The organism is Sphingomonas sp. 35-24ZXX, assembly GCF_000786215.1.
Taxonomy (GTDB): domain Bacteria; phylum Pseudomonadota; class Alphaproteobacteria; order Sphingomonadales; family Sphingomonadaceae; genus Blastomonas.
Genome location: NZ_JROG01000010.1, coordinates 90,997 through 117,096, shown reverse-complemented (window position 1 = coordinate 117,096; position 26,100 = coordinate 90,997). Strand labels below are relative to the sequence as shown.

17 protein-coding genes are annotated in these 26,100 nt (G+C 65.9%); 9 read left to right on the top strand and 8 right to left on the bottom strand.

Going from position 1 to position 26,100, the window contains the following annotated elements; genetic code table 11:
• Positions 1-4: 4 nt before the first annotated feature.
• From xylB to LI72_RS17800, 6 genes are all read left to right on the top strand, one after another.
• Complete coding sequence (xylB, locus tag LI72_RS17825; RefSeq protein ID WP_033927311.1) at positions 5-1,453, top strand: xylulokinase; 1,449 nt, start codon at positions 5-7, stop codon at positions 1,451-1,453.
• A gap of 29 nt (positions 1,454-1,482) precedes the next feature.
• Positions 1,483-2,790, top strand: a complete 1,308-nt coding sequence (xylA, locus tag LI72_RS17820) for a xylose isomerase (RefSeq protein WP_033927310.1) — start codon at positions 1,483-1,485, stop codon at positions 2,788-2,790.
• Between the two features lie 97 nt (positions 2,791-2,887).
• Entirely contained in the window at positions 2,888-4,468 is a 1,581-nt protein-coding gene (locus LI72_RS17815; RefSeq protein ID WP_033927345.1) for an aldehyde dehydrogenase (NADP(+)), read from the top strand.
• A complete protein-coding gene (gene araD1 / locus LI72_RS17810) occupies positions 4,465-5,436 on the top strand; it encodes an AraD1 family protein (RefSeq protein ID WP_033927309.1) in 972 nt (323 codons plus the stop codon). Before LI72_RS17815 ends, araD1 begins: the two co-directional genes overlap by 4 nt.
• On the top strand, positions 5,433-6,353 hold the full coding sequence (locus tag LI72_RS17805; RefSeq protein WP_033927308.1) for a Gfo/Idh/MocA family protein: 921 nt from the start codon (positions 5,433-5,435) through the stop codon (positions 6,351-6,353). The genes araD1 and LI72_RS17805 overlap by 4 nt, the downstream gene beginning before the upstream one ends.
• An 18-nt stretch (positions 6,354-6,371) precedes the next feature.
• On the top strand, positions 6,372-7,082 hold the full coding sequence (locus LI72_RS17800) for a FadR/GntR family transcriptional regulator (RefSeq protein WP_033927307.1): 711 nt from the start codon (positions 6,372-6,374) through the stop codon (positions 7,080-7,082).
• Positions 7,083-7,104: 22 nt separating this feature from the next.
• Here the strand turns inward: LI72_RS17800 and LI72_RS17795 are convergent, their stop codons facing one another.
• Together LI72_RS17795 and LI72_RS17790 are read right to left on the bottom strand one after the other, a co-directional pair.
• Positions 7,105-8,901, bottom strand: a complete 1,797-nt coding sequence (locus LI72_RS17795) for an IlvD/Edd family dehydratase (protein ID WP_033927306.1) — start codon at positions 8,899-8,901, stop codon at positions 7,105-7,107.
• 46 nt (positions 8,902-8,947) lie between these two features.
• Positions 8,948-10,078 (bottom strand): aldose epimerase family protein, encoded by a 1,131-nt coding sequence (locus tag LI72_RS17790; protein WP_052130219.1) that lies wholly within the window; start codon positions 10,076-10,078, stop codon positions 8,948-8,950.
• 114 nt (positions 10,079-10,192) lie between these two features.
• Here LI72_RS17790 and LI72_RS17785 point away from each other — a divergent pair, with 114 nt between their 5' ends.
• Together LI72_RS17785 and LI72_RS17780 are read left to right on the top strand one after the other, a co-directional pair.
• Positions 10,193-11,485: a sugar MFS transporter gene (locus LI72_RS17785; RefSeq protein WP_033927305.1), complete on the top strand. Its 1,293-nt coding sequence runs from the start codon at positions 10,193-10,195 to the stop codon at positions 11,483-11,485.
• Between the two features lie 94 nt (positions 11,486-11,579).
• Positions 11,580-14,723, top strand: a complete 3,144-nt coding sequence (locus LI72_RS17780; RefSeq protein ID WP_033927304.1) for a TonB-dependent receptor — start codon at positions 11,580-11,582, stop codon at positions 14,721-14,723.
• 148 nt (positions 14,724-14,871) lie between these two features.
• Here LI72_RS17780 and LI72_RS17775 read toward each other — a convergent pair whose 3' ends face one another.
• The 6 genes from LI72_RS17775 to LI72_RS17750 are packed head-to-tail and all read right to left on the bottom strand — an operon-like array spanning position 14,872 to position 23,863.
• Complete coding sequence (locus tag LI72_RS17775) at positions 14,872-16,110, bottom strand: SGNH/GDSL hydrolase family protein (RefSeq protein ID WP_033927303.1); 1,239 nt, start codon at positions 16,108-16,110, stop codon at positions 14,872-14,874.
• Complete coding sequence (locus LI72_RS17770; protein ID WP_033927302.1) at positions 16,107-17,543, bottom strand: mannitol dehydrogenase family protein; 1,437 nt, start codon at positions 17,541-17,543, stop codon at positions 16,107-16,109. Before LI72_RS17770 ends, LI72_RS17775 begins: the two co-directional genes overlap by 4 nt.
• Positions 17,540-18,952, bottom strand: a complete 1,413-nt coding sequence (gene uxaC / locus LI72_RS17765) for a glucuronate isomerase (protein WP_033927301.1) — start codon at positions 18,950-18,952, stop codon at positions 17,540-17,542. Before uxaC ends, LI72_RS17770 begins: the two co-directional genes overlap by 4 nt.
• Positions 18,949-20,241 carry an MFS transporter gene (locus LI72_RS17760; RefSeq protein ID WP_033927300.1) on the bottom strand — a complete coding sequence of 431 codons (1,293 nt, stop codon included), beginning with the start codon at positions 20,239-20,241 and terminating at the stop codon, positions 18,949-18,951. Before LI72_RS17760 ends, uxaC begins: the two co-directional genes overlap by 4 nt.
• Before the next feature lie 8 nt (positions 20,242-20,249).
• Positions 20,250-21,461 carry a D-mannonate dehydratase ManD gene (gene manD / locus LI72_RS17755; protein WP_033927299.1) on the bottom strand — a complete coding sequence of 404 codons (1,212 nt, stop codon included), beginning with the start codon at positions 21,459-21,461 and terminating at the stop codon, positions 20,250-20,252.
• Positions 21,462-21,469: 8 nt separating this feature from the next.
• Entirely contained in the window at positions 21,470-23,863 is a 2,394-nt protein-coding gene (locus LI72_RS17750) for a glycoside hydrolase family 3 N-terminal domain-containing protein (RefSeq protein ID WP_052130214.1), read from the bottom strand.
• A gap of 141 nt (positions 23,864-24,004) precedes the next feature.
• Between LI72_RS17750 and LI72_RS17745 the strand changes: the two genes are divergently transcribed.
• Positions 24,005-26,098 carry an alpha-glucuronidase family glycosyl hydrolase gene (locus tag LI72_RS17745; RefSeq protein WP_033927298.1) on the top strand — a complete coding sequence of 698 codons (2,094 nt, stop codon included), beginning with the start codon at positions 24,005-24,007 and terminating at the stop codon, positions 26,096-26,098.
• Positions 26,099-26,100 lie beyond the last annotated feature (2 nt).

Here is a 26,100-nt window from a genome sequence, read left to right as displayed (position 1 = left end):
CACGATGTTCCTGGGCATCGATATCGGCACCTCGGGGGTCAAGGCGGTGGTGCTCGACGAGCATGGCGCGGTGGTGGCGCAGGGCACCGCCGCGCTGAGCGTCCAGCGGCCGCAATCCCTGTGGTCGGAACAGGACCCGGACGCCTGGTGGCAGGCGACGACCGCCGCAGTTCGCGCGATCGATCCGGCGGTGCGCCGGTCGGTACGCGGCGTGGGGCTGGCCGGGCAGATGCACGGCGCGACCCTGCTGGGGGCTGACGACCAGCCGCTGCGCCCCGCGATCCTGTGGAACGATGGCCGCTCGTTTGCCGAGTGCGACGAACTGGAGGCGCGCGAGCCCGATCTGCGCGCCATCTCGGGCAATATCGCGATGCCCGGATTCACCGCGCCCAAGCTGCGCTGGGTCGCGACCCATGAACCCGCTGTCTTTGCGGACACCCGCACCGTGCTGCTGCCCAAGGATTACATCCGGCTGCAGATGACCGGCGAAAAGGCCTCCGACATGTCGGACGCGGCAGGGACCTTGTGGCTCGATGTCGCGCAACGCCAGTGGAGCCCCGCACTGCTCGCGGCGACCGGACTGGACATGTCGCACATGCCCCGGCTGGTCGAAGGAACAGACGTCTCCGGCACGCTGCGCGCCGAGGTCGCCGAGCTCTGGGGCATGGGTGCGGTTCCGGTCGCGGGTGGTGGCAGCGACAATGCAGCGGGCGCGGCGGGCGTCGGCGTGGTGCGCAATGGCGATGCGCTGCTGTCGCTCGGCACTTCGGGCGTGATCTTCGTCGCCACCGACGCCTTCCGCCCCAATCCGGCGCGCGCGGTGCATGCCTTCTGCCACTGCCTGCCCGGCCTGTGGCATCAGATGTCGGTGCACCTTTCGGCTGCCTCGTGCATCGACTGGGTTGCGCGGCTCACCGGCGCTGCGGGCGCTGCCGACCTGTTCGCGCGCGCCGAAAGCACTGGGCCTGCCAGCGGGCCCGAGATTTTCCTGCCCTATCTGTCGGGTGAGCGCACACCGCACAACGATGCCGAGGTGCGCGGCGGCTTTCTGGGGCTCGACCATGACACCAGCCCCGAGCGGCTGGCGCAGGCGGTGCTCGAAGGCGTGGCGTTCGCGCTCGCCGATGGGCTCGACGCGCTGCGCGATGCGGGAACCGAGGTGGAACGCCTGTCGGTGATCGGTGGCGGCGCGCGCTCGCGCTACTGGGGGGAAACCCTGTCCGCCGTGCTCGGCGTCGAGCTGGTCTATCTCAAGGGTGGCGAAGTCGGGCCGGCGCTGGGCGCAGCGCGGCTGGCGCAGCTCGCCGTCGATGGCGGATCGCCCGCAGACATCTGCGCCGCGCCGCCGGTGGCGCACACCCTGCACCCCGATGCGGATATCGCCGACCGGCTGGCCCCCAAGCACGCCGCCTTTCGCGATGCCTATCCGCGCATCACGCCCCGTACCCTTTAGCTTTCCGTTCAACTGACTGGACCTGCCCGATGACCGACTATTTTGCCGATATCCCCACCATCCGCTTCGAAGGCACCGAGACCGACAACGAGCTCGCCTATCGCTACTACGACAAGGACCGGGTGGTGCTGGGCAAGCGGATGGAAGACCATCTGCGCTTTTCCGCCTGCTTCTGGCACACCTTCTGCTGGCCGGGATCGGACGTATTCGGCGCGGGCACGTTCGACCGGCCCTGGCATCGCGGTGCCAATGACAGCGCCGCATCGGCGGCCAAGCGCGCGGCAGCGTTCGACTTCTTCACCCGGCTCGATATCCCCTATTACTGCTTCCACGATGTCGACGTGATGGCCGACGCGCACACTGTTGCCGAACATCGCAGCCACTTCGCCGAGGCGGTGGACGATCTCGAGCGCCTGCAGGCGAGCTCTGGCCGCAAGCTGCTGTGGGGCACCGCGAACCTGTTCGGCAACCCGCGCTTTGCCGCGGGCGGCGCGACCAATCCCGATCCGGAGGTGTTCGCCTTCGGCGCGATGCAGGTGCGCGATGCGCTCGAAGCGACGCACCGGCTGGGCGGCGCGAACTATGTGCTGTGGGGCGGACGCGAAGGCTATGAGACCCTGCTCAACACCAATCTAGGGCGCGAACTCGACAATCTGGGACGCTTCCTCAACCTGGTGGTCGAGCACAAGCACAAGATCGGTTTCGACGGCACCATCCTGATCGAACCCAAGCCGCACGAGCCGACCAAGCACCAATATGATTTCGATAGCGCCACCGTTTACGGCTTTCTGAAGCGCTATGGGCTGGAGAACGAGGTCAAGGTCAACATCGAGGCCAACCACGCGACGCTCGCCGGGCACACGTTCGAGCACGAGATCGCGATGGCGAGTGCGCTCGGCATTTTCGGGTCGATCGACGCCAACCGCGGCGATCACCAGAATGGCTGGGATACCGACCAGTTCCCCAATTCGGTCGAGGAACTGACCCTGGCGATGGTCGAGATCCTGCGCGCGGGCGGCTTCACCACCGGCGGCTTCAACTTCGATGCCAAGGTGCGTCGCCAGTCGATGGACGCAGTCGACCTGTTCTATGGCCATATCGGCGGCATCGACACCGTGGCGCGGGGGCTGCTCAATGCCGCAGCGCTGATCGAGGATGGCCGGATCGATGCGATCAAGGCCGAACGCTATGCCGGATGGGACGGCGAATTCGGCCAGAAGCTGGCCGGGCTCGATCTCGCCGGAATTGCCGACCTTGCGGTCAGCAGCAACCTTGATCCCAAGCCGCGCTCGGGCCGCCAGGAGCGGATCGAGAATCTGATCAACCGCTTCATCTGAAGCGACAGAGGTTCACATCGGGATAGGGCCCGCGCTTGAGAACGGGCGCGGGAAACCCTATTATGTCTGAGTAATTCAATTTTTCGGAGATATGGTGATGATTGATGGTGCGATGCTTGTCGGCAGCGAGGCACGCCAGGCGGCAGCCCGTTTCCAGAGCCATGATCCGGCCAGCGGGCAGGCGCTGACGCCCGATTTTTCGTCCGCCACCGCCGAGGATGTGGCCCAGGCCTGTGCGCTGGCCGCAGGGGCCGCACCCGCCTTTGGCGCAACCGATCCGGAAAGCCGCGCGCTGTTCCTGGAAACGGTCGCGAGCGAGATCGAGGCGATCGGCGATGATCTGATCGTCCGTGCGATGCAGGAAAGCGGGCTGCCGCGCGCTCGGCTGGAAGGGGAGCGCGGACGCACCACTGGTCAGCTCAGGCTGTTCGCCAAGGTCGTGCGCCAGGGCGACTGGCTGGATGCGACGATCGATCCGGCGATGCCCGATCGCGCGCCGCTGCCCCGGCCAGACCTGCGCCGCATGAACATCGCGGTCGGCCCGGTCGCGGTGTTCGGAGCCTCGAACTTCCCGCTCGCCTTCTCGGTCGCTGGCGGTGATACCGCCTCGGCGCTGGCCGCGGGCTGCCCGGTGGTGGTCAAGGGCCACCCGGCGCATCCCGGCACCGGCGAACTGGTCGCGCGCGCGATCCAGCGTGCGGTAGCGGCCTGCGGCATGCCGGAAGGGACGTTCTCGTACCTGCCGGGCGAGACCAATGCATTGGGCGAGGCCCTGGTCGCCGATCCGCGCATCAAGGCGGTCGGCTTTACCGGGTCGCGCGGCGGCGGGCTGGCGCTGATGCGCATTGCCGCAGCCCGCAACGAACCGATCCCGGTCTTTGCCGAAATGTCGAGCATCAACCCGGTCATCCTGATGCCGGGCGCGCTGGCGGCGCGCGGCCGCGCGCTGGCCGAAGGCTTCGTCCAGTCGCTGACCATGGGCGCCGGGCAGTTCTGCACCAATCCCGGGCTGGTGATTGCGGTCGAGGGCGCCGATCTGGACGCCTTCGTGGCCGCGGCAGCCGAGGTGATGCAGGGCAGCGCGCCGCAGACCATGCTGTCACCGTCGATCCACGACAATTTTGCCAAAGGTGTGTCCGCGCTGGCAGGCCATGCGGCGGTGGAGACCATCGCGCGCGGCCAGAGCGAGACCGGCGCCAACCAGGCGGTCGCCGCCTTGTTCCAGACCAGCGCGCAACAGTTCCTCGCCGATGTCGCGCTGAGCCATGAGGTGTTCGGGTCGTCGTCGGTCATCGTGCGCTGCCAGGATCTGGGCGAGGTGGCCAAGGTCATCGCCAGCCTGGAAGGTCAGCTGACCGCCACGCTGCAGCTCGATGACGGAGATGTCGAAGCGGCACGCGCGCTGCTGCCGGTGCTGGCCGACCGGGTCGGGCGGGTGCTCGCCAACGGCTGGCCGACCGGGGTCGAGGTGGCGCATGCGATGGTGCATGGCGGACCATTCCCCGCGACCAGCGATGGCCGCACGACATCGGTGGGCACGCTCGCGATCCACCGGTTCCTGCGCCCCGTGGCGTTCCAGAACCTGCCCGCAGCGCTGCTGCCAGCCGGGATTGCCGACGAGAACCCGTGGAGCGTCGCTCGGCGGGTCGATGGTGTGCGCGAAGGCTCGCCGCGGTGATCGCCAGCCTGATCCAGTTCAGCGACGGCGCACGCGGGGTCGCTGCACTCCGCGATGGCATCGCCTATCGGGTCACGGGCGCAGAGACCACGCTGGCGCTGGCGCAAGCGGCGCTGGCGGCGGGGTCCAGCCTCGCCGACCATGTCGCCGACCGGCTCGGCGACCCGATCGATCTGGCGACCGTCCAGCTGCTGTGCCCGATCGATCATCCCGATGCCGCGCATGTCCTGGTCAGCGGCACTGGCCTCACGCATCTGGGATCGGCCGAGGGGCGCGATGCGATGCACCGCGCGGCGCAGGCGAACCCCGATCCCACCGATTCGATGAAGATGTTCCTGATGGGCGTCGAAGGCGGCAAGCCTGCCGACGGAGAAGTGGGGGCGCAGCCCGAATGGTTCTACAAGGGCGACGGATCGATCCTGGCCGCCCCCGGCGCACCGCTGGAGATGCCGGCCTTCGCGCTCGACGGTGGGGAAGAGCCTGAAATCGCCGGGATTTACCTGATCGCGCCGGACGGTACGCCGACGCGGATCGGCTATGCGCTGGGCAACGAATTTTCCGACCATGTCACCGAGCGCGGCAACTATCTGTGGCTGGCGCATTCCAAGCTGCGCGCGGCCGCGCTGGGCCCCGAGCTGCTGCTGGGCGAGCTGCCCGCCGATATCCGCGGCACCAGCACGATCTGGCGGCAGGGTCAGGCCGTGTGGCAGAAGCCTTTCGTATCGGGCGAGGCCAACATGTCGCACAGCATCGCCAATCTGGAGCACCACCATTTCAAATATGCGGGCTTCCGCCGCCCCGGCGATGTCCATGTCCACTTTTTCGGGACGGCGACGCTCTCGTTTGCGGATGGTTTCGTGACCCAGCCGGGCGACCGGTTCGAGATTGCAGCCGCCCCGTTCACGCTGCCGGCAAGCAACACCCTTGCTCGGGCGGCGGACGCCCCGGTGACGGTCGCCGCGCTGTGATCCGCATCGGCCTTGTCGGGCTGGGCAAGATCGCGCGCGATCAGCATCTTCCCGCAATCGCAGCGAGCGCCGATTTCGACCTCGCCGCCACTGCCAGCCGCAACGCCTGCGCCGATGGGGTTGCCTCCTATGGCGATCTGGCCGCGATGCTGAAGGCCGAACCCGAAATGCAGGCGGTGGCCTTGTGCCAGCCGCCGCAGGTTCGGCACGCGGCTGCTCGCGCCGCGATCGCGGCAGGAAAGCATGTCTTCCTGGAAAAGCCGCCCGGCGCGACGCTATCCGAGGTCGAGGATCTGGCGCAGGCCGCAAGGCAAGCAGGGGTGACCCTGTTCGCCAGCTGGCATTCGCGCTTTGGCGCAGGCGTCGAGCCCGCGCGGGCCTGGCTGACGGACAAGGCGATCACCGGCATTGCCATCGAATGGAAAGAGGATGTCCGCCAATGGCATCCCGGGCAGGACTGGATCTGGCAGCCCGGGGGCCTGGGCGTATTCGATCCCGGCATCAACGCGCTCTCCATCCTCACCCGGCTGCTGCCTGGCCCGGTCAGGCTGGAAGCGGCGCATCTCGAATTCCCGTCCAATCGCGAAGCACCGATCGCGGCCAGCATGGCGTTGCGCACGTCGGATGGCGCTCCGATCAGCGCGGCGTTCGATTGGCGACAGACCGGTCGGCAGAGCTGGAACATCACGGTGACCACCGATGCGGGGGTGTTGCTGCTGGCGGACGGCGGCAATAGGCTCGCCATCGATGGCATCGCGCAGCCGTTGCCAGGCGAGGCCGAATACCCTTCGCTTTACGCCCAATTTGCTTCCCTGATCCGCGACCGGCGCAGCGATGTGGATGTCAGTCCGCTGCGTCTGGTTGCCGATGCCTTTCTTACCGGTCGGCGTTCGTCTACGGATGCGTTTCACGACTGAACGAAAGGCAGGGGGATCATGGATGACGCGCGCAGCGCATCGCCTCGCATCCACGGGGCGATCGCCCATGATATCGGTGTCGAGATCGTCGGCGGTCTGCGCAAGCCCGGCGATGTCTTCGGCGGCGAGATCGAGGCCAGCGTGGCGCTGGGCATTTCGCGCACCGCCTATCGCGAGGCGATCCGCATCCTCGCCGCCAAGGGGCTGGTGGAAAGCCGACCCAAGGCGGGCACCCGGGTCACCGCCCGCCATCGCTGGAATCTGCTCGATCCTGATGTGCTCGCCTGGACCTTCGAAGGCGAGCCCGACCCGGTGTTCATCCTCGACCTGTTCGAACTGCGCAGCGTGATCGAGCCTGCGGCTGCGGCCTTTGCCGCGCGCCGCCGGACGCAGGACCATCTCGATGACATGCGCTCGGCGCTCGACGACATGGGACGGCTGGGGCTGGCGGTGAGCGAGGGGCGCGCCGCCGACCAGAGGTTCCACCGCGCCATCCTTGCCGCAGCCGGCAACGAGGCGCTGGCGGCGCTGGCAAGCTCGGTGGGGGCTGCGGTCAGCTGGACGACCAAGTACAAGCAGCGCACGCGCGCGCTGCCGCGCGATCCGTTGCCCGACCATATCCTGGTCTACGAGGCCATCGCCATGGGCGACGCGGATCGGGCGCACGAGGCGATGGCGCATCTGCTGCATCTGGCACTCGCCGACATGGATTTGCCGCCGCGCGCCTGACCAGCGGTTCCACCGTCGCGGATCAGTGGTTGTCGCGGGGCAGGCCCATGGTCTGCGCAATCCGCTGGAACTTCTCGGCTCCCTCCAGAATCGCGCCGGTGCTCATCTGCCCGACCACCGATCGCTGGATGGCCTGCCACGGGGTCTGCGATGGAGGATAGGGGAAGCCGCCGGCCGCCAGCAGGTCCGCGCGGCGCGCGGCCAGGTCTTCGTCACTGATCAGCACATCGGCGGTTGCCTTGCGCAGGTCGATCCGCACCCGGTCGCCGGTGCGGATCAGCGCCAGACCGCCCATGGCGGCAGCTTCCGGGCTGGCGTTGAGGATCGAGGGCGATCCCGACGTGCCCGATTGCCGCCCGTCGCCAATGCACGGCAACGCGTGCACGCCTTCGGTGATCAGGTAGGCCGGAGGCCGCATGTTGACGACCTCGGCAGATCCCGGATAGCCGATGGGTCCTGCGCCGCGCATGAACAGCAGGGTTTCGGGTGTGATCCCGGTGGCGGGGTCGTCGATCCGGGCGTGATAATCCTCCGGCCCGTCGAACACCACCGCAGGGCCTTCAAAGGCGTCGGGATCATCGGGGTTGGAGAGGTAGCGATCGCGAAATTCGGGCGAGATCACGCTGGTCTTCATCACCGCGGCGTCGAACAGGTTGCCCGACAGCACGATGAACCCGGCATCGTGGACCAAAGGCTGGTCGAAGGGACGGATGACCTTCTCGTCCTCGATGGCGACGCCCCGGCAATTCTCGCCGATCGTGCGACCGTTGACCGTCATGGCATCTTCATGGATCAGCCCCTGCGCGATCAGCTGGCCCACCACTGCAGGGACGCCTCCGGCGCGATAGAAATCTTCGCCCAGATATTCGCCTGCAGGCTGCAGATTGACCAGCAAGGGCACCTGATAGCCTTCGGTCTCCCAGTCCTTGATCGGCAGGTCGACGCCGATATGCCGGGCGATCGCGCTCAGATGGATCGGCGCATTGGTCGATCCGCCGATCGCGCTGTTGACGCGGATGGCATTGTGGAACGCTTCCCGGGTCAGAATGTCGGACGGCTTGATATCCTGCGCCACCATGTCGACGATGCGCTTGCCGGTGCGCCAGGCGACTTCCTGCCGGTCGCGATAAGGGGCAGGGATCGCCGCCGACCCGGGCAGCGACATGCCCAGCACTTCGCACAGCGAGTTCATCGTCGTGGCGGTGCCCATGGTGTTGCAATAGCCGGTCGATGGCGCCGACGAGGCCACCAGCTTGATGAACTGGGCATTGTCGATCTCGCCCGCCGCCAGCATCTGCCGCGCCTTCCAGACGATGGTGCCGGATCCGGTGCGCTCGCCCTTGTGCCAGCCGTTGAGCATCGGCCCGACCGACAGCGCGATCGCGGGAATGTTGACCGTCGCCGCCGCCATCAGCGCGGCCGGCGTGGTCTTGTCGCAGCCGATGGTCAGCACCACGCCATCGAGCGGATAGCCATAGAGCACCTCGACCAGCCCCAGATAGGCGAGGTTGCGGTCCAGCCCCGCGGTCGGCCGCTTGCCGGTCTCCTGGATCGGATGGACGGGAAATTCGATCACGATGCCGCCGGCCTCGCGCACACCTTCGCGCACGCGCTCGGCCAGCACCAGATGGTGGCGGTTGCACGGGCTGAGATCGCTGCCGGTCTGCGCGATGCCGATGATCGGCTTGCCCGACTGCAGCTCCTCCAGGCTGAGTCCGAAGTTGAGATATCGCTCGAGATAGAGCGCCGTCATGTCGATATTGTCGGGATTGTCGAACCATGCACGGCTGCGCAATTTGGGCAGGTTAACGTCGGACATTGGTGGCATGGCTCCAGAAAAAGGACGGTGCCCCTCGGCGCAGCATTCAGCGCGCGACGGACAGGCGGTAGATCATCACGTGCGAATAGGGCTTTGCAGGATCGACCCGCGCGGATGCGAACTGCGGCTTGTTGGGCGCATCGGGAAATTTCTGCGGCTCGAGCGCAATGCCATCGCCCATGCGGTACAGATGGCCAGCTTTGCCGATCACCGTGCCATCGAGGAAATTGCCGGTATAGAGCTGCACGCCCGGATCGGTGGTCAGCACATCCAGCACCCGGCCCGAGACCGGATCTTCCAGCCGCGCCGCCAGCTCCGGCGAGGAGGTAATCCCCTTGTCGAGCGCGAAATTGTGGTCATAGCCGCGTGCATAGACGATCTGCGGGTCGCGCCCGTCGCGAATGCCTTCGTCCAGCGTCCGCGCCGTGCGGAAATCGAAGACCGTTCCGGCAACCGGGCGCAGGGCCCCGGTCGGGATCAGTTGGGGGCTGACCGGAGTGATGGCCTTGGCGGGAATGGTCAGCCGATGCCCCAGTGCACCCCCCGGCGCGCCTTCGCCCGCCAGGTTGAAGATGGCATGATTGGTCATGTTGATCACGGTCGGCTGGTCGGTGGTCGCATCAAACCGGATCGTCAGCGTGCCGGTGTCATCCAGCGTATAGGTCACCTGCGCCTCGACCCGGCCAGGAAAGCCCTGGTCGCCATCGGCACTGGTCAGCGCCAGGGTGACCGACGCCTGCTGGCCCTCGGTCACCGACACGATCCGCCACTGCCGCTTGTCGAAGCCGATTGCGCCGCCGTGCAGGGCATTGCCCTTGTCATTCTGCGAGACCTGGTAGCTCTTGCCATCGATCGCAAAGCGACCGCCATCGATCCGGTTGGCATAGCGGCCCACGGTCACGCCGAAATAGCTCGGCAGACGTTCGTAGTCCGCCGCATCGTCGAACCCCAGCAGCACGTCTGCCAGTTGGCCCTTGCGGTCGGGGGCGGTCAGCGATTGCAGCGTTGCGCCAAAGCTGATGATTCGGGCAGAGACGCGATTGGCACCGGTCAGCGTCACCGCCTCGATCACCGTGCCATCGGCCAGCGTTCCGGCGGGCGCCCGCTCGGCGGTTGCGGCGATGGCGGGATTGCAGGGCAGCAATGCCACGGACAGGAGGGCCAGCGGCCTCAGCATCGTCAATCCCACGTTTCCACTCCCGTCACCGCGCCTCGGATTGACGCCTGTTGTCCGCGTATATACTCAGACAATTAAACCTGCACAAGACCAGGTGACAGGGAGGACACGATCATGCAGCCGACCAATCCAGCCGAACAGGCCGCGGGCAACAGCGCCGCGCGCGCGTCGTACACGCCCGCGCTGGTCCTGCTGGCCAGCCTGTTTTTCATGTGGGGCTTCATCACCGTCATCAACAACACGCTGCTGCCGCACCTGCGCAGCGTGTTCGACCTGAGCTACACGCAGACCACGCTGATCGAATCGGTCTGGTTCATCGCCTATTTCATCGCCTCGATCCCGTCGGCCCGGCTGATCGCGCGGATCGGCTATCAAAAGTCGCTGGTGGCGGGCCTGATGGTCATGGCGGCCGGCGCATTGGGCATGATGCTGGCGGCCAGCCTTCCGTCCTATGCCGTCACGCTGGTCATGCTGTTCGTGATCGCCAGCGGCATCACGCTGCTGCAGGTGGCGGCCAATCCCTATGTTGCGGTGATCGGCCCGGCCAAGTCCGCATCCGCGCGTCTCAACCTGGTGCAGGCAATGAACTCCGCCGGCACGATGTTCGCGCCCCTGTTCGGCGCCTATCTGATCCTGGGCCGGTCCAAGGGCGGTACGGCGCAGGCTGGCACCGTGCTCAGCGAGGCCGAACGCCTGGCCGATGCCCAATCGGTGATCCTGCCGTACGGCCTGGTCGCGCTCGCCTTGGTCGTTCTCGCCGCGGTGATCGCCCGGTTTCCGCTGCCTGCGATGGGGACAGCTGCCGTCCGTGCCTCGGCCGAGCAGCGCAAGACGCTGTCACTGTGGAAGCACCGCAATCTGGTCTGGGGGATTCCTGCGATCTTCATCTATCTGATCGCCGAAATCGGCGTCGCCAACCTGTTCGTCAATTTCGTCAGCCAGCCGCAGATCGCCAATCTGACGCAGGAAGAGGCAGGGCGCTATCTGACGCTGCTGTGGGCGGGGATGATGGTGGGCAGGTTCGCCGGCTCGGGCCTGATGCAGCGATTCGCCGCCGAGTCGGTGCTGGCGGTGTTCAGCATCGGGGCGCTGGTGGTGATGCTGGTAACGTTATTCACGACAGGGCCGATGGCGATGTGGACGTTGATCCTGGTCGGGCTGTTCCATTCGATCATGTTCCCCACCATTTTCACGCTGGGAATCCGCGGATTGGGGCCGCTGACGGAGGAAGGCTCGGGCCTGCTCATCATGGCCATCGCGGGCGGTGCGCTGGTGGTCGTGCAGGGCTGGATTGCCGATATCTACGGGCTTCAGGCCTCGTTCCTGCTGACCGTGGCGTGCGAGTTGTACGTCCTTTTCTATGCTTTGTGGGGCTGTCGTGTCGATGAGGATGCGACATCCTCTTGACACAAATAACTCCGAGTATTACCCATGCACTTGATAGCGCTACCATAGCGCGGACCGTTGGCACCAAGCCAAGGCCAAACAGGGGAGGATATTTATGGTTTCTCGTATCGATGTATTGCGTCGCGGGCTTCTGGGTGCGGTCGCCGCTTCCGGGCTGATGCTGCCCAGCTTTGCCATGGCCCAGACCACGGGCGGTCCTGCCGCTCCGGCCGCTGAAGACACCGCCGAACCCGAATCGTCCGAAGAGGTCAGCAGCGAAGCTGCCGGCGAGATCGTCGTCACCGGCTTCCGCGCCTCGCTGGAAAGCCAGACGCTCGCCAAGCGCAATTCGGTCGGCTTTACCGATTCGATCTTCGCCGAAGACATCGGCAAGTTTCCAGACACCAACATCGCTGAATCGCTGAACCGCATCCCCGGCATCACCATTGGCCGCGAAGTCACCGGCGAAGGTTCGTCGGTTGCCATCCGCGGCCTCGGCACCAACTTCACCCGCGTGCTGCTCAACGGCACCCCGGTCGCCATCGCGTCGGTACGCTTCGATGCGCAGAGCACCAACCGCGAGGTCGATCTCGATCTGATCCCGACCGAACTGTTCACCCAGCTCACCGTCAGCAAGTCGCCGAGCGCCAGCGTGCTCGAAGGCGGCGCGGCCGGTACCGTCAACCTGCGCGCGGCGCGTCCGTTCGACAATCCCAAGCCCTACATCAGCTATGGTCTGCAGGGATCGAAGGTCAGCGGCGCGGACAAATGGGGCTATCGCGGCCATCTGGTGGCCAGCGCGACCTTTGGCGATTTCGGTATCCTGGTCGGCGGCGCGGCTGTCCGCAACCAGTTCAATGTCGATGGCTATGAAACGATCGGCTTCACCAACCCCAATCTGACCGCAGCCCAGCGCACCAGCGGCACGCGCAATGCCACCGGCGGCGGCAACTTCACCATTCCGGCCACTGTGCCTTCGCGGGCCGGCAACGGCCTGACCCCCGGCGCGGTGATCGATCAGGCCTTCCTGCTGCGCAACAACCCCGGCGCGACGATCGACCAGATCGACAACGGCATCATTCCCCGTCTCAGCCGTCCGCGCGCCGAAGAAGGCTATCGCCAGCGCTACAACGGCCTGGTGTCGCTCGAATGGCGCCCCAGCGACAATTTCAATTTCTACGTCGACGGCATGTACGCCCAGCGCGATACCGAATTCACGCGCCGGGCGATGAACTGGGTCGGACGCAACGGCGCCGTCATCCCGCTCAACACCACCTATGACAAGACCGATTGCGCCGCTGGCTGCACCGTCACCGGCGGTACCTATGCCAACGCGCAGTTCTTCCTGGAATATCGTCCCTACAAGGACACCCAGGACTATTACGGCATCAACCCCGGTATCGAGTTCAAGCTGAACGACTGGATCAAGGGTGACCTGCAGGCGAACTATACCAAGAGCAACTTCCGCCGCGAAAGCCCGACCTTCCTGGTGATCACCCCGCCCAACAGCGGCGCGACGGTGACCTACAAGAACGGCGGCGGCATCCCTGAAGTCACGTCGAGCATCGATCTCAACAACCCTGCCAATTTCGGCTGGGATGGCGGCGGCCGCGTCAACCTCAATGGTGAAGAGCGCGAGACCGAAACCAAGGGCGTGCGCGGCAGCCTGCTGTTCGGTGATGAAACCCGGTTCAGCGTCCGCGTCGGCGCGGCCTATGACGACACCAAGCGTCGCATCACCCCGTTCGACAACACCGCGCTGTGGCAGAACGCGATCTGCGGCAACGGACCCAACATCACCCTGCTCGCCCCCAACAGCGCGACGACGCCGTGTACCGGTCTCAACCAGCCGGGCACCGCAACCCCGGCAGGCTTCCCGACCTTCCCCGGCTATGGCACCAACTTCACGGCCGGTGGCCAGCCGATCCGCTATGCCGGTTCGCTGATCCCGACGGCGGCGGTGCCCAGCTATCTGCGCCCCGGCGACAATGGCTATATCGATGTCGACTGGGATCGCGTGCGGCGCGACACCAATTATGATGCGCTGCTCGCGGGTGCGACCGAAACCGGATCGGGCAGCAGCGGTGCCAATGGCGGTCTGATCCGCGAGAAGGTGACCGGTGCGTTCGTCGAAGGCAACGGCATCTTCGAAATGGGCGACAACACCCTGCGGCTGAACGGCGGCGTGCGGTATGTGCGTACCGAACAGATCGTCGGTGGCCGGGTGAGCATTCCCGATCCGCGCAACAACCCCGCCGGCGCACCGCCGGTGGCCGATGGCGGTCGCTTCCCCAACACCATCGTGTTCCCGACTTCGAACACGCGCTACTCGAACTTCCTGCCCTCGCTGAGCGCAGCGTTCGACATCGGCCAGACGGCGGTGGTGCGTGCTTCGGTCTCGCGGACCATGACCCGGCCCGATCCCAATGCGCTGCTTCCCGGTGCCAGCTTCGTGCAGCCTTCGGCCGATATCGGCACCGTCGGCAACAACGCGCTCGATCCGTTCATCTCGGACAATATCGATCTGGGCTTTGAACTGTATACCGGCGGGGAAGGCGTGATCGCCTTTGCAGCGTTCCGCAAGTCGATCACCGGCTTCACCGTCAACGGCCTGACCAACGTGCCCTTCTCGTTCTTCGAACAGTTCGGCATCAACGTCGACTCGCTGACCCAGGCCCAGCGCGAAGCGCTGGCCGCCCGGGCCCAGCCGGGCCAGGCACTGCGCGATGTCGCCGTGGTGGTGCAGCAGCAGGTCAATGCCGACGGCAAGCTCAAGGTCAACGGTCTGGAATTCCAGATCACCCAGCCGCTCGACTTCATCACGAAGTATATCGGCGTCACCGGCTTCGGCTTCCAGGGCAACCTGACGCTGATCGACCAGAAGGGTGAAGGCACCGGCGCTCCGGCCGTGGCTATCGGCGTTGCACCGACGACCTACACCGCGACCGGCTATTACGACAAGAACGGCATCTCGGCGCGCCTGACCTATGTCTACAACGAAGGTTCGCAGGGGTCGAACCCCAACCAGAACGGCATTCCGCAGGCGGCGATCTTTGGTCGCAGCTACAGCCAGCTGGATTTCTCGGGCAATATCGATCTGGCCCAGGTGTTCGGCAACGATTACCTGCCGACGCTGGTGATCAACGCGATCAACATTACCAAGGAAGCACAGAGCACGTTCTTCCAGTTCCCCAATGCCACCTTCAACGAATACAATCCGGGTCGCACCATTCTGGTAGGCATCCGCGGTCGCTTCTGATCGCATCCCTTTACAACCCAACCTCTCCTCGGACCGGTCGAACCTTCGACCGGTCCCTTTTTTTGGGGCGCAGCACAGGTGCCAACGCCGCGACCTGCGGCACGCGGCCGCTGGTTGCTGACGGAAATGGGAATGGAAGCGAAAGGGCTCAGTCGAAGAGCGAGAGCGGCACCGCGTCTGCCATCGCGCGGAAGCCGGCGGGATTGGGGTGCAGGCCGTCGCCCGTATCATAGGCGGGGTTCAGATAGCCTGGCCGCGCCGGATCACGCAGCGCCGTATCGAGATCGATCACGCTGTCGAACGCGCCCGAAGTGCGGATCCAGGCATTGATCGCCTGCCGGTCGGCCTCGCTCGCGGCATCCGGGCTGTAATATTCGTTGCTCATGAACGGCAGGATCGTCGCGCCATGGACCTTGATGCCGCGGGCATGCGCGCGTGCGATGATCTGCGCATAGGCAGCGGTCACTTGCTCGACTAAGGCGGCATGTTCGGCCGGGGTCGCGGTCTTCTGGCGCGCCAGCGTCCCTATGTCGTTGATCCCTTCAAGCAAGATCAGGTGCCTGATTCCGGGCTGCGCCAGCACGTCGCGCTCCAACCGGGCAACCGCGTTCGGCCCTAATCCGTCGAGCAGCACGCGGTTGCCGCCGATGCCCTGGTTGATCACGGCGGCGCGGCCATTCAGGCGGCGGGCGAGAAAATCGGTCCAGCGGTCGTTGCCATTGGTCGTCGATCCGCGCCCGTCGGTGATCGAATCGCCCAGCACCACCACGCCGTCCTGCGCGGTGCAGCTTGCCACTTCGATGCCCGAGAGCAGATACCAGTGGTCCACCCGCATGGCCTCGGCGAGCCCGGCCGTCCGGGTGGCATCGCCGCGCGCCACATAGGATGTCGCGCGCGATCCGGGATGCGATGTCTGGCCATCGGGGTCGGCGAGCACATGCACGCTGACCGCCAGATCCTGAAACGCGCCGCCCGGCCAGGCGACGGGGTCGCTCAGCCATTCGCCGCCTGGGGGAATGACCGCACCGGCAGCGCCGTGAAAACGCAATGCGTGCAGCGTGGCCGGGTCGATTGCGGCGCTCGCGTTGTCGGCAGAGCGCGCCAGCGTCGCACTGCCGATCCGCAAGGGTGTGGTTCCGAAGACATTGGACAGCCGCACCCTGAGGTGTGTGCCGGCGATGCTGGGGCGCACGATCTGGCGCAAGGTGGCATCGTCGAGCGCGCCATCGGGCAGCGAATTGGCGGCATCGGGCAGCATCTGCGACGATGCCCAGGCTGCCTTCCACGGGCAGGTCGGCAGCGGCGTGTCTGCAGCGCCCGCCAGTGCAGGGGCAGACAGGCTCAGCGCGGTGAGAAGGGTGGTGCCAAGAGCCAGATGCCGGATCATGCCGTGGCCCTGGTCAGGCGCGCAGCGGCCGCAAGCGCGCCTTCCCGTTCCAGCAGCGCAAGCTGATCGGTCAGCTGCGCTACGGTCGCCGCCGGAAGTGTCAGCCCCAGCACGACGAGATAGCCTTCGACACTGCTGGCCTGTGCCAGCCGGTCTGCGGCCGGATCATCCACCGTAAACCCGGTGCCGTCATCGGCCTGGCCGGCCTGCCAGCGCATCCACGCGGCCACGGCCAGCACCAAGGCCGGGCTCTGCTGGCCCGCAGCGGCGCGCTCGGCAAGCGGCTGGATCAGGCGCTGGGGCAGCTTTTGCGAGCCGTCCATTGCGATCTGCCGGGTGCGGTGCTGCAGCGCGGGATTGGCGAAGCGGTGCAACAGAGCGGCGCGATAGGCCGGAATGTCGAGCCCCGCGGGCGGGTCCAGCGTTTGCTGTGCCTCATCCCACAAGGTCTCGATCAGTGCCCGGCCGTCCTCGCGCGCGACAAATTCGTGCACGAACGCATCGCCCGCCAGCCCGCCCAGATAGGCGATCGCCGAATGCGCGCCGTTGAGCAGCCGCAGCTTGGCGTCTTCCCAGGGCGCAACCCGATCGGTCAGCTGGACGCCCAGGCTCGCGAAATCGGGGCGGGGGCCGCAGAACCGGTCCTCGATCACCCATTGGGTGAAGGCCTCGGTCTTGACCATCGCCTGGTCCTCGACACCGATTTCCTGCGCCAGCGCCGCGATATCCTCGTCGGTGGTGGCCGGCACGATCCGGTCGACCATCGTCGCAGGGAACGCCGCATGCGCTGCGATCCAGTCGGCAAGGCCCGCATCGTGCGCGCGCGCCATCGCGATCACCGCGTCGCGCAGCAGCGCGCCATTGTGCGGCAGATTGTCGCACGACAGGATGGTGGGCGGCGCAAGGCCCGCCGTGCGGCGCATCCGCAGACCCGCCACGATCAGGCCGGGCGCAGTGCGCGGAGCATCCAGCGAGGCCAGGTCGTGCGCGATATCGGGGTCGTCGTTCAGCAGGCCGCCGGTGGCGCGGTTGAGCTTGTAACCCTTTTCGGTCACGGTGAGCGTCACCAGATGGGTTTCGGGTGCAGCGATTGCCTGCACCACGCGCTGCGGATCTTCGGGCGCGACCAGCACGTCGAGCACCGATCCGATCACCTGGGCCTGCGATCCTTCTCCGCTGCGGACCAGCAAGGTGTAGAGCCCGTCCTGTGGTACCATCTGATCGCGCACGCCTGCGGATCGGAGCGAGACACCGGTTACCCCCCAGCGCAGATCGCCGGAGGCCAGGGCCGCGTCGAATACCGCAGCCTGGTGTGCGCGGTGGAAGGCACCGATACCCAGATGGACGACACCGCGCTTGACCGCCGAACGGTCATAGCCGGGGCAGACGACATCGCCGGGCACCGTTGCGAGCGTGGTGCGGTTCAGCCTCACAGCCGGTAGGCCGCCTTGGCCAGATCATAGGCCAGTGCGCGCGCGACCTCATGGGCCTCGTCCTCGGGCAGGCGGTGTTCGGCGACCAGCTGCGCCAGCCAGGTGCAGTCCATCCGCCGTGCGACATCGTGGCGGGCAGGGATCGACAGGAACGCGCGGGTATCGTCGTTGAAGCCCACGGTGTTGTAGAAGCCTGCGGTCTCGGTGGTGCGTTCGCGGAAGCGGCGCATGCCTTCGGGGCTGTCGTGGAACCACCACGGCGGCCCCAGTTTCAGCGCCGGGTAATGTCCGGCCAGCGGCGCGAGCTCGCGCGAATAGACGTCTTCGTCGAGCGTGAACAGGATCAGCGTAAGCCGCGGATCGTTGCCATAGGCATCGAGCAGCGGCATCAGCGCGCGGACGAACTCGCCGGGAAGCGGGATGTCGGCGCCCTTGTCGCGTCCGAAGCGCGCCAGCACGGCCGCGTTGTGGCTGCGGTGCACGCCGGGATGCAGCTGCATCACCATGCCATCGCCCAGGCTCATCCGTGCCATTTCGGTCAGCATCTGCGCGCGGAACTGTTCGGCCGACGCGGCATCGGCCCCCGCCATCACCCGCGCATAAAGCGCGGCAGCCTCATCGGCCGAAAGGTTGGCGGTGGCCGCCGAGGGGTGGCCGTGATCGGTCGAGGTGGCCCCCGCCTCGCGGAAGCGCGCACGGTGGAAGCGGTGCGCGGCGAGATAGCCCAGCCAAGTCCCTGCGTCTTCGCCCGCCGAGGTGCAGAACGCCCGGACGTTGTCGGCAAAGCCCTCGGCTTCGGGATCGACCACCGGATCGGGGCGATAGGCGGTCACGACCCGGCCCGACCAGCCGCTTTCGCGGATCGCACGGTGATGATCGAGCGGGTCGAGCGGGCTTTCGGTGGTCGCGATCACCTCGATCCCGAAGCGCTCGAACAATGCGCGCGGGCGGAAGGCATCGGTCTTCAGCGCGGCATCGATGATGTCGTAATAATGGTCGGCGGTGGCAGGCTCCAGGATCACGTCGATCCCGAACACCTCGGCAAACACCCAGTCGAGCCACATCCGCGACGGCGTGCCACGGAACAGGTGATAGTGCTGCGCGAACAGCCGCCAGATCGCCCGCGGATCCTGCGCCGTCGCAGAGCCGTCGACGGTGGGAATGCCGAGCGCGTCCAGCGGCACGCCCTGCGAATAGAGCATGCGAAAGACGTAGTGGTCCGGAACGATCAGCAGGCTCGCCGGATCGCTGAATGGAGCGTTGGTGGCGAACCATTCGGGATCGGTATGGCCGTGCGGGCTGACGATCGGCAGGTCCTTGACCCCGGCATACAGCGCGCGGGCGATGGCGCGCGTTGCGGGATCGGCGGGGAACAGGCGGTCGGGATGCAGGCGGAGAAGTCGAGTCATTGGCTGCTGGCAACTTTCACGGGTTGGTATTTCGGATTGAGCAGGTGGAATACCCCAAGAGCGACCAGATAGGCCATCCCGCACGCGATAAAGAACGGTTCATAGCTTCCCACGCGGTCGAGCAGAACGCCCAGCGACTTGGATGCGATGAAACCGCCACAGGCGCCGGCAAAGCCGCCCAGCCCGATCAGCGTGCCCTGCGCAAAGCGGGGAAACAGGTCTCCCGGCAGCGCGAACAGGTTGGTGGAAAAGCCCTGGTGCGCGGCGCAGGCAAGGCCGATGCAGAAGACTGCGACCCAGATATTGTCCGCCTCGATCGCGAACATGACGGGCAGCGCGAACAGCGCGCACGCGAACATCGCCTGCTTGCGCGCCCGGCCATTGGCGACGCCCTTCTTCAACAGGTGCGAACTGTACCAGCCACCCGCGATCGCGCCGACATCGGCGAGGATATAGATCGCGACCAGCGGCGGGCCGAAATTCTTGAGATCATAGCCGTATTGCTTGTTGAAGAAATCGGGCAGCCAGAACAGGAAGGTCCACCACACCGGATCGATCAGGAAGCGCCCAGCCATATAGGCCCAGGCCTCGCGGTGGCGGAGGACATTGAGAAAGCCGGTGCGCCCGCTGTCGTCCGACGGTTCCGCCTCGATCCACGCGCGCTCTTCTGCGGTCACCTGGGGGTGCTGCGCGGGGTTGCGGTAGAACCGCCACCAGACGAACAGCCAGACCAGGTTGAACAGGCCGGTGACGATGAACGCCCAGCGCCAGTCGAACGCCAGCCCGACGACGATGAACGACACCAGCAGCGGGGTGATGATCGCGCCGACATTGGCACCGGCGTTGAAGATGCCGATGGCGAGCGCGCGTTCCTTCTTCGGGAACCATTGCGAGGCGGCGGCCAGGGCCGAAGGGAAGGTACCGGCCTCGCCCAGCGCCAGCGGGATGCGTGCGATCACGAATCCGGTGGTCGACGTCACCAGCACCTGCGCGAAATGGCCGACCGTCCACAGCCCCATCGCCAGCAGATAGCCCGCGCGCGGGCCGATCCGGTCGATCAGCCAGCCAAAGGCGAGAAATCCGATCCCGTAGCAGACCTGGAAATAGCCCGAGATGTCGCCATAGCCCGAGTTGGTCCAGCCATAGAGCGTTTCGAGCTGCGGCTTGAGCACGCCCAGCACCAGCCGGTCGACATAGGACAGAACCACGGCTGCAAACAGCAGCGCGCAGATGACCCAGCGGATGCGGCCACGCGGCTTTGCAACCGGGGTTGGCGGGGTGCTGGCCAATGGACCGGTTACCAGTTGTACATCGTGCCATCTTCCAGCCGGTTCACCGGCAGGAAGGCGCGGCTGTATTCGTATCCGGCGGCCAGTTCCTCGTCGATATCCACGCCCAGTCCCGGCGCATCCCCCGGATGCATCGCACCATCGGCAAAGGTATAGGCATGCGGGAAGACCGCGTCGGTCTCTGCGGTGTGGCGCATGTATTCCTGCACGCCGAAATTGGGCACCGACAGGTCGAAGTGCAGCGCGGCGGCCATGCACACCGGCGACAAGTCGGTCGCGCCATGGCAGCCGGTGCGGATCTGGTACAGGTCCGCCAGCGAGGCGATGCGGCGCAGGTGCGTGATGCCACCGGCATGCACCACGGTGGCGCGGATATAATCGATCAGCTGGTTCTGGATCAGCTCGCGGCAATCATGGATCGAATTGAAGATCTCGCCCACCGCGAGCGGCGCGGTGGTGTGCTGGCGGATCAGCCTGAACGCCTCCTGGTTCTCGGCAGGGGTCGCATCTTCCAGCCAGAACGGGCGATAGGGCTCCAGATCCTTGCCCAGCCGTCCCGCCTCGATCGGGGTCAGACGGTGGTGGATGTCGTGCAGCAGGTGCACGTCCCAGCCCAGCGCCTCGCGCGCTGCCTTGAACAGTTCGGGCACCACGCGCAGATACTTGCTGGTGTTCCAGACATTCTCGGTCGGCAGGTCGGAATCGGCAGGTTCGTAGAAATAGCGGTCCTTGCTGACGCCATAGGTCGATGCCATTCCGGGCACACCGCACTGCAGCCGGATCGCCTTGTAGCCCTGGGCCTGGTAATCGAGCGCGACCGCGATGGTATCCTCGATCGTCGTGCCATTGGCATGGCCATAGACCATCACGTTCTCGCGGCTCGCCCCGCCGAGCAGCTGATAGACCGGCAGGCCCGCGATCTTGCCCTTGATGTCCCACAAGGCGGTATCGACCGCGGCAATCGCGCTCATCGTCACCGGCCCGCGCCGCCAGTACGCACCCTTGTAGAGATACTGCCATATATCCTCGATCCGATGCGCGTCGCGGCCAATCAGACAGGGAATGACATGATCGGTGAGATAGCTGGCAACCGACAGCTCGCGACCGTTCAGCGTCGCATCGCCAACACCGGTGGTGCCATCGTCGCAGATGATCTTGAGCGTTACGAAATTCCTGCCCGGGCAAGTAATAATGACGCGGGCATCTACGATTTTGGGCATGAATATCCTCAGACGATTTCAAGGGTGACAGTTTGAAGGTTGCGGCTGTCTGGACCGGTCATGATGTCAAACAGGCCAGGCTCGACGACCTCGCGCATCTCATCATTCCAGATCGCAAAGCTCTCCGTATCCAGTGCAACGTTGACCGTTCTGCGCTCGCCGGGATTGAGCGTCAAGCGCTCGAAACCCTTTAGCACCTTGATAGGCTGGGTGACCGAGGCAACCTGATCGCGAACATAGAGCTGCACGACCTCATCGCCTTCGCGCTCCCCCATATTGGTGACATCGACGGAAACAGTAACCGAAGCGCCCTGCCCAATGCGCTCAGATGAAAGCCGGGGCGGGCTGAGTTCAAACCGGGTATAGCTCAGGCCGTGGCCGAAGGGGAAAAGCGGGTCGGTAGTATCGAACAGATAACCGCGCCGCGCCGATGGCTTGGCATCATAGAATACCGGCAACTGGCCGACATGCCGTGCCACAGTGACGGGCAGCTTGCCGCCGGGATTGACATCGCCGAACAGCGCCGCTGCCATCGCATGGCCGCCCTGTTGGCCGAGATACCAGCATTCAAGCATCGCATTGGCCTGATCTGCCACGGTCGGCCAAGAGGGCGGGCGGCCGTTGATCGCGACCACGACGACGGGCTTGCCGGTCGCCTTCATCGCCATGAACAGTTCGTTCTGTTCACCGACAAGATCCAGACTGGTGCGGTCGCCCAGATGGTTCTTGGCAAAGCCCTCGCGACTGGTCTGTTCGGTATCGCCGATCGCCAACAGGATGACGTCGCAGGTGCTGGCGACCTCGGCGGCCTCGGCGATCAGCTGGCGGTTCTTCTCAGGATCGGCGAGCAGGATCTCGTTGGCCGAGCGGTCCTCGCTCTGGGTGATGAACACGCCTTGCGCGAACACGACTTCGGCCTGGTCCTTGAGCCGCGCCTTGACGCCGTCGAGCAGCGACACGGGGTTGGTCGGGATCGACGAATAGCCGCCCAGCCGCGCAACTGCTGCATTGGGCCCGATCACCGCGACGCGCTTGTGTGCGCCGGGCTTCAACGGCAGCGTACCATCGTTGGTGAGCAGCGTGATCGCCTTTTCCGCCGACAGGCGGGCGAGCGCCAGCGCTTCGGCATTGGCGGTGAGCCTGGCGGCGGCCCGCGCATCGGTGGGGGCGGCTTCGAACAGCCCGGCGCGGAACTTGAGCGTCAGCATTCGTCGGCATGCCTGATCGACCAGCGCCAGCGGTACCTTGCCTGCGCGCACCTGATCACCCAGGGTGCGGAAGGCCTCGCCATCGGGCAGATCGCTGTCTACCCCGGCGATCAGCGCCAGCCTGGCCGCTGCGGCCATGTCAGGGGCGATATGGTGGAGCGAGGCGAGTTCGCCGATCGCGGCATAATCGCTGACGATCGCGCCATCGAAGCCCCATTCGCCGCGCAGGATGTCGCCCAGCAGCCAGCGGTTAGCATGGCTCGGTACGCCATCGATCTCGTTGTACGACGGCATCACGGCGGCGATGCCGGTCTTGGCGACCACCTTGCGGAAGGGCGGGAAGAAGCGTTCGCGCAGTTCGCGCTCGGCAAGCGGGGCAGGGGCGACATTCTCGCCGCTCTCGGGCTGGCCGTGCCCGGTCATGTGCTTGAGCGTCGCGAAGACCTTGCCCGCGCCCAGCACCTTGCTGCGCCCCTGTAGGCCGAGCACCGCGGCCACGCCCATCTCGCCGCACAGATACGGGTCCTCGCCAAAGGTTTCCTCGATCCGGCCCCAGCGCGGGTCGCGCGCGATATCCACCACCGGCGACAGCGCCAGCACGGTGCCGTGCGCGCGCACCTCGCGGCCGATCACTGCGCTCACCTTTTCCATCAGGCCGCGATCGAACGTGCCTGCCAGCGCGATCGCCTGGGGAAAGCTGGTCGCGGTGGGCGCCATATAGCCGTGCAGGCATTCCTCGTGGAACAGCACCGGAATGCCCAGCCGGGTCGATTTCGCCCAGGCCTGCGCCGCATTGACGAAGGCGATCGTGTTGGCAGGCGCGCGCCAGCGACCGGTTCCTTCGGCGGGATTGTTGTTGGCGGTGGCGGCGCCGCCGCGATCGGACGGGCGGGCAATCTGGCCGATGCCGTGCGGATAGGCGGCGGAGGCCTTGGCGGGATCAAAGGCGAGGTCTGCGTCCATCACGTCGCGCTTGGTGCGCGAGAGCGTGACCAGCTGGGCCACCTTCTCGTCGAGCGTCATCCGCGCAAGCAGATCATCGACCCTGAGATCGACAGGCGCGGCAGGATCGCGATAGATTGGGGTGGCGGCGCGTGCCGCAGCGGGCATCATCGCCAGCAAGGATACCGATGCGCTCCAGAAGAACATGTCGCGGCGGCTGATCTTGCCACCGTGTTCCGTTGCCTGCGCCATGTGTCTCTCCCGTCCCGAAAGGCGCAACATTTATATTGATGTTGTCGCTGTGATACCGCTACCATGCACGGCAGAACAAAGGCTTGTCAATGCCGATGCACACCGCCAGCGCGACTTAAGCGGCGCCCAGGGAGAGAGAAAATGAAGCTATTTCACGGTCGGAGCCCGCTTTGGGCGTGCGCAGCGCTGGCCCTGTCGACCCCATCCTTCGCCAATGACGGATACCAGCTGTGGCTGGGCGAACCCCAGGCTGGCGCGGCATCCGCAGCTGTCGAACTGGCAGGTGATTCGCCCACCCTGCGCATCGCGGCCGATGAATTGCGCCGCAGCCTTCCCGCCCTTGGTCAGCCTGTCCTGCTCGCCCGCGCCGATGATGCCAGGCTTGCGGACCTGCGAATCGACGCGAGCAGGCTTGGTGCTGAAGGCTACCGCGTGCAGACGGCTATGGTGGCGGGCCGCATGGTCACCCTGGTCACCGGCGCGACCGATACCGCGATCCTTTATGGGGCGTTCGCGCTGTTGCGGCATCTGAACAGCGGCGGCGATGCGGCGAAGATCGACCTTGTCTCCGCACCGCAGACAAAGCTGCGCATCCTCAACCATTGGGACAATCTGGATGGCGTGGTTGAGCGCGGATATTCGGGCCAGTCGCTGTGGGACTGGTGGGTGCTGCCCGACTTCAAGGACCCGCGCTATGCGGATTACGCCCGCGCCAATGCCTCGATCGGCATCAACGGCACGGTGCTCAACAACGTCAATGCCAAGGCCGACAGCCTGACCGCGCCCTATATCGCCAAGGCAGCGGCGCTGGCGGATGTATTCCGCCCCTATGGCATCAAGGTCTATCTGTCGGCGCGCTTTTCGGCGCCGATGGAGATCGGCGGACTGAAGACCGCCGACCCGCGCAATCCCGAGGTTGCAGCATGGTGGAAGGCCAAGGCCGACGAGATCTACCGCGCGATCCCCGATTTCGGCGGCTTTCTGGTCAAGGCGAACAGCGAGGGCCAGCCTGGCCCCCGCGACTATGGCGCAAGCCATGGTGATGGCGCCAACATGCTCGCAGCCGCGGTCAAGCCACATGGCGGGATCGTGATGTGGCGCGCGTTCGTCTATGCGGATACTGACCCCGAGGACCGCGCCAAACAGGCCTATACCGAGTTCAAGCCGCTCGACGGCACCTTTGCCGACAATGTGCTGGTGCAGGTCAAGAACGGCGCGATCGACTTCCAGCCGCGTGAGCCCTTTCACCCGCTGTTCGGCGCAATGCCCAAGACGCCGCTGATTGCCGAGTTCCAGATCACCAAGGAATATCTCGGTTTCGCAACGCACCTCGCCTATCTCGGCCCGATGTTCGAGGAGGTGCTCGACGCACAAACGGGCGTGCGCCGCGGGGAGACGGTGGCGTCGGTGGTGACCGGCAAGGCGGACGGCCATGCGCTCAGCGGAATGGCCGGGGTCGCCAATATCGGCCGCGACCGCGACTGGTCGGGCGGCACCTTCAACCAGGCGAACTGGTATGTCTTCGGGCGGATGGCTTGGGACCCGTCGCTGTCGTCGGAAGCCATCGCGCGCGAATGGTCGGCGCAGACCTATGGCGACGATCCCGTCGTCACCGACACGGTGGTCAAGATGATGATGCGGTCACGCGAGGCGGTGGTCGACTATACCGGCCCGCTGGGGCTGGCGCATCTGTTCGCCACCGGCCATCATTACGGCCCGGGTCCCTGGGTGTCGGACCTGGCGCGACCCGAATGGAACCCGGTCTATTATCACCGCGCCGACAAGCAGGGGATCGGCTTCGATCGCACCCGCACCGGCAGCAACGCGGTCGCGCAATATGCGCCGTCGCTCGCTAGACGCTATGCCGACCCGAAGACCACGCCGGTCGAGGAGCTGCTGTGGTTCCACCACCTGCCGTGGGATTACACGATGCCCGGCGGCAACACGTTATGGGAAGAGATGGTCCGCCGCTATGATCGCGGCGTGGCCGAGGTCGCAGCGATGCGGCAGCAATGGGCGACGCTCAAGCCCCGGATCGATGCCGAGCGCTGGACGAAGACCGACGCGTTCCTGGGCGTGCAGCAGCGCGAGGCGCAGTGGTGGCGTGATGCGAGCCTTGCCTATTGGATGTCGCTCAACGGCCTACCGTTGCCGCAGGGCGCAGCAGCCCCGCAGCATGACCTTGACTGGTACAAGCGGCAGAGCTTTCCGTTCGCGCCCGGCAACCCGAAATAGCG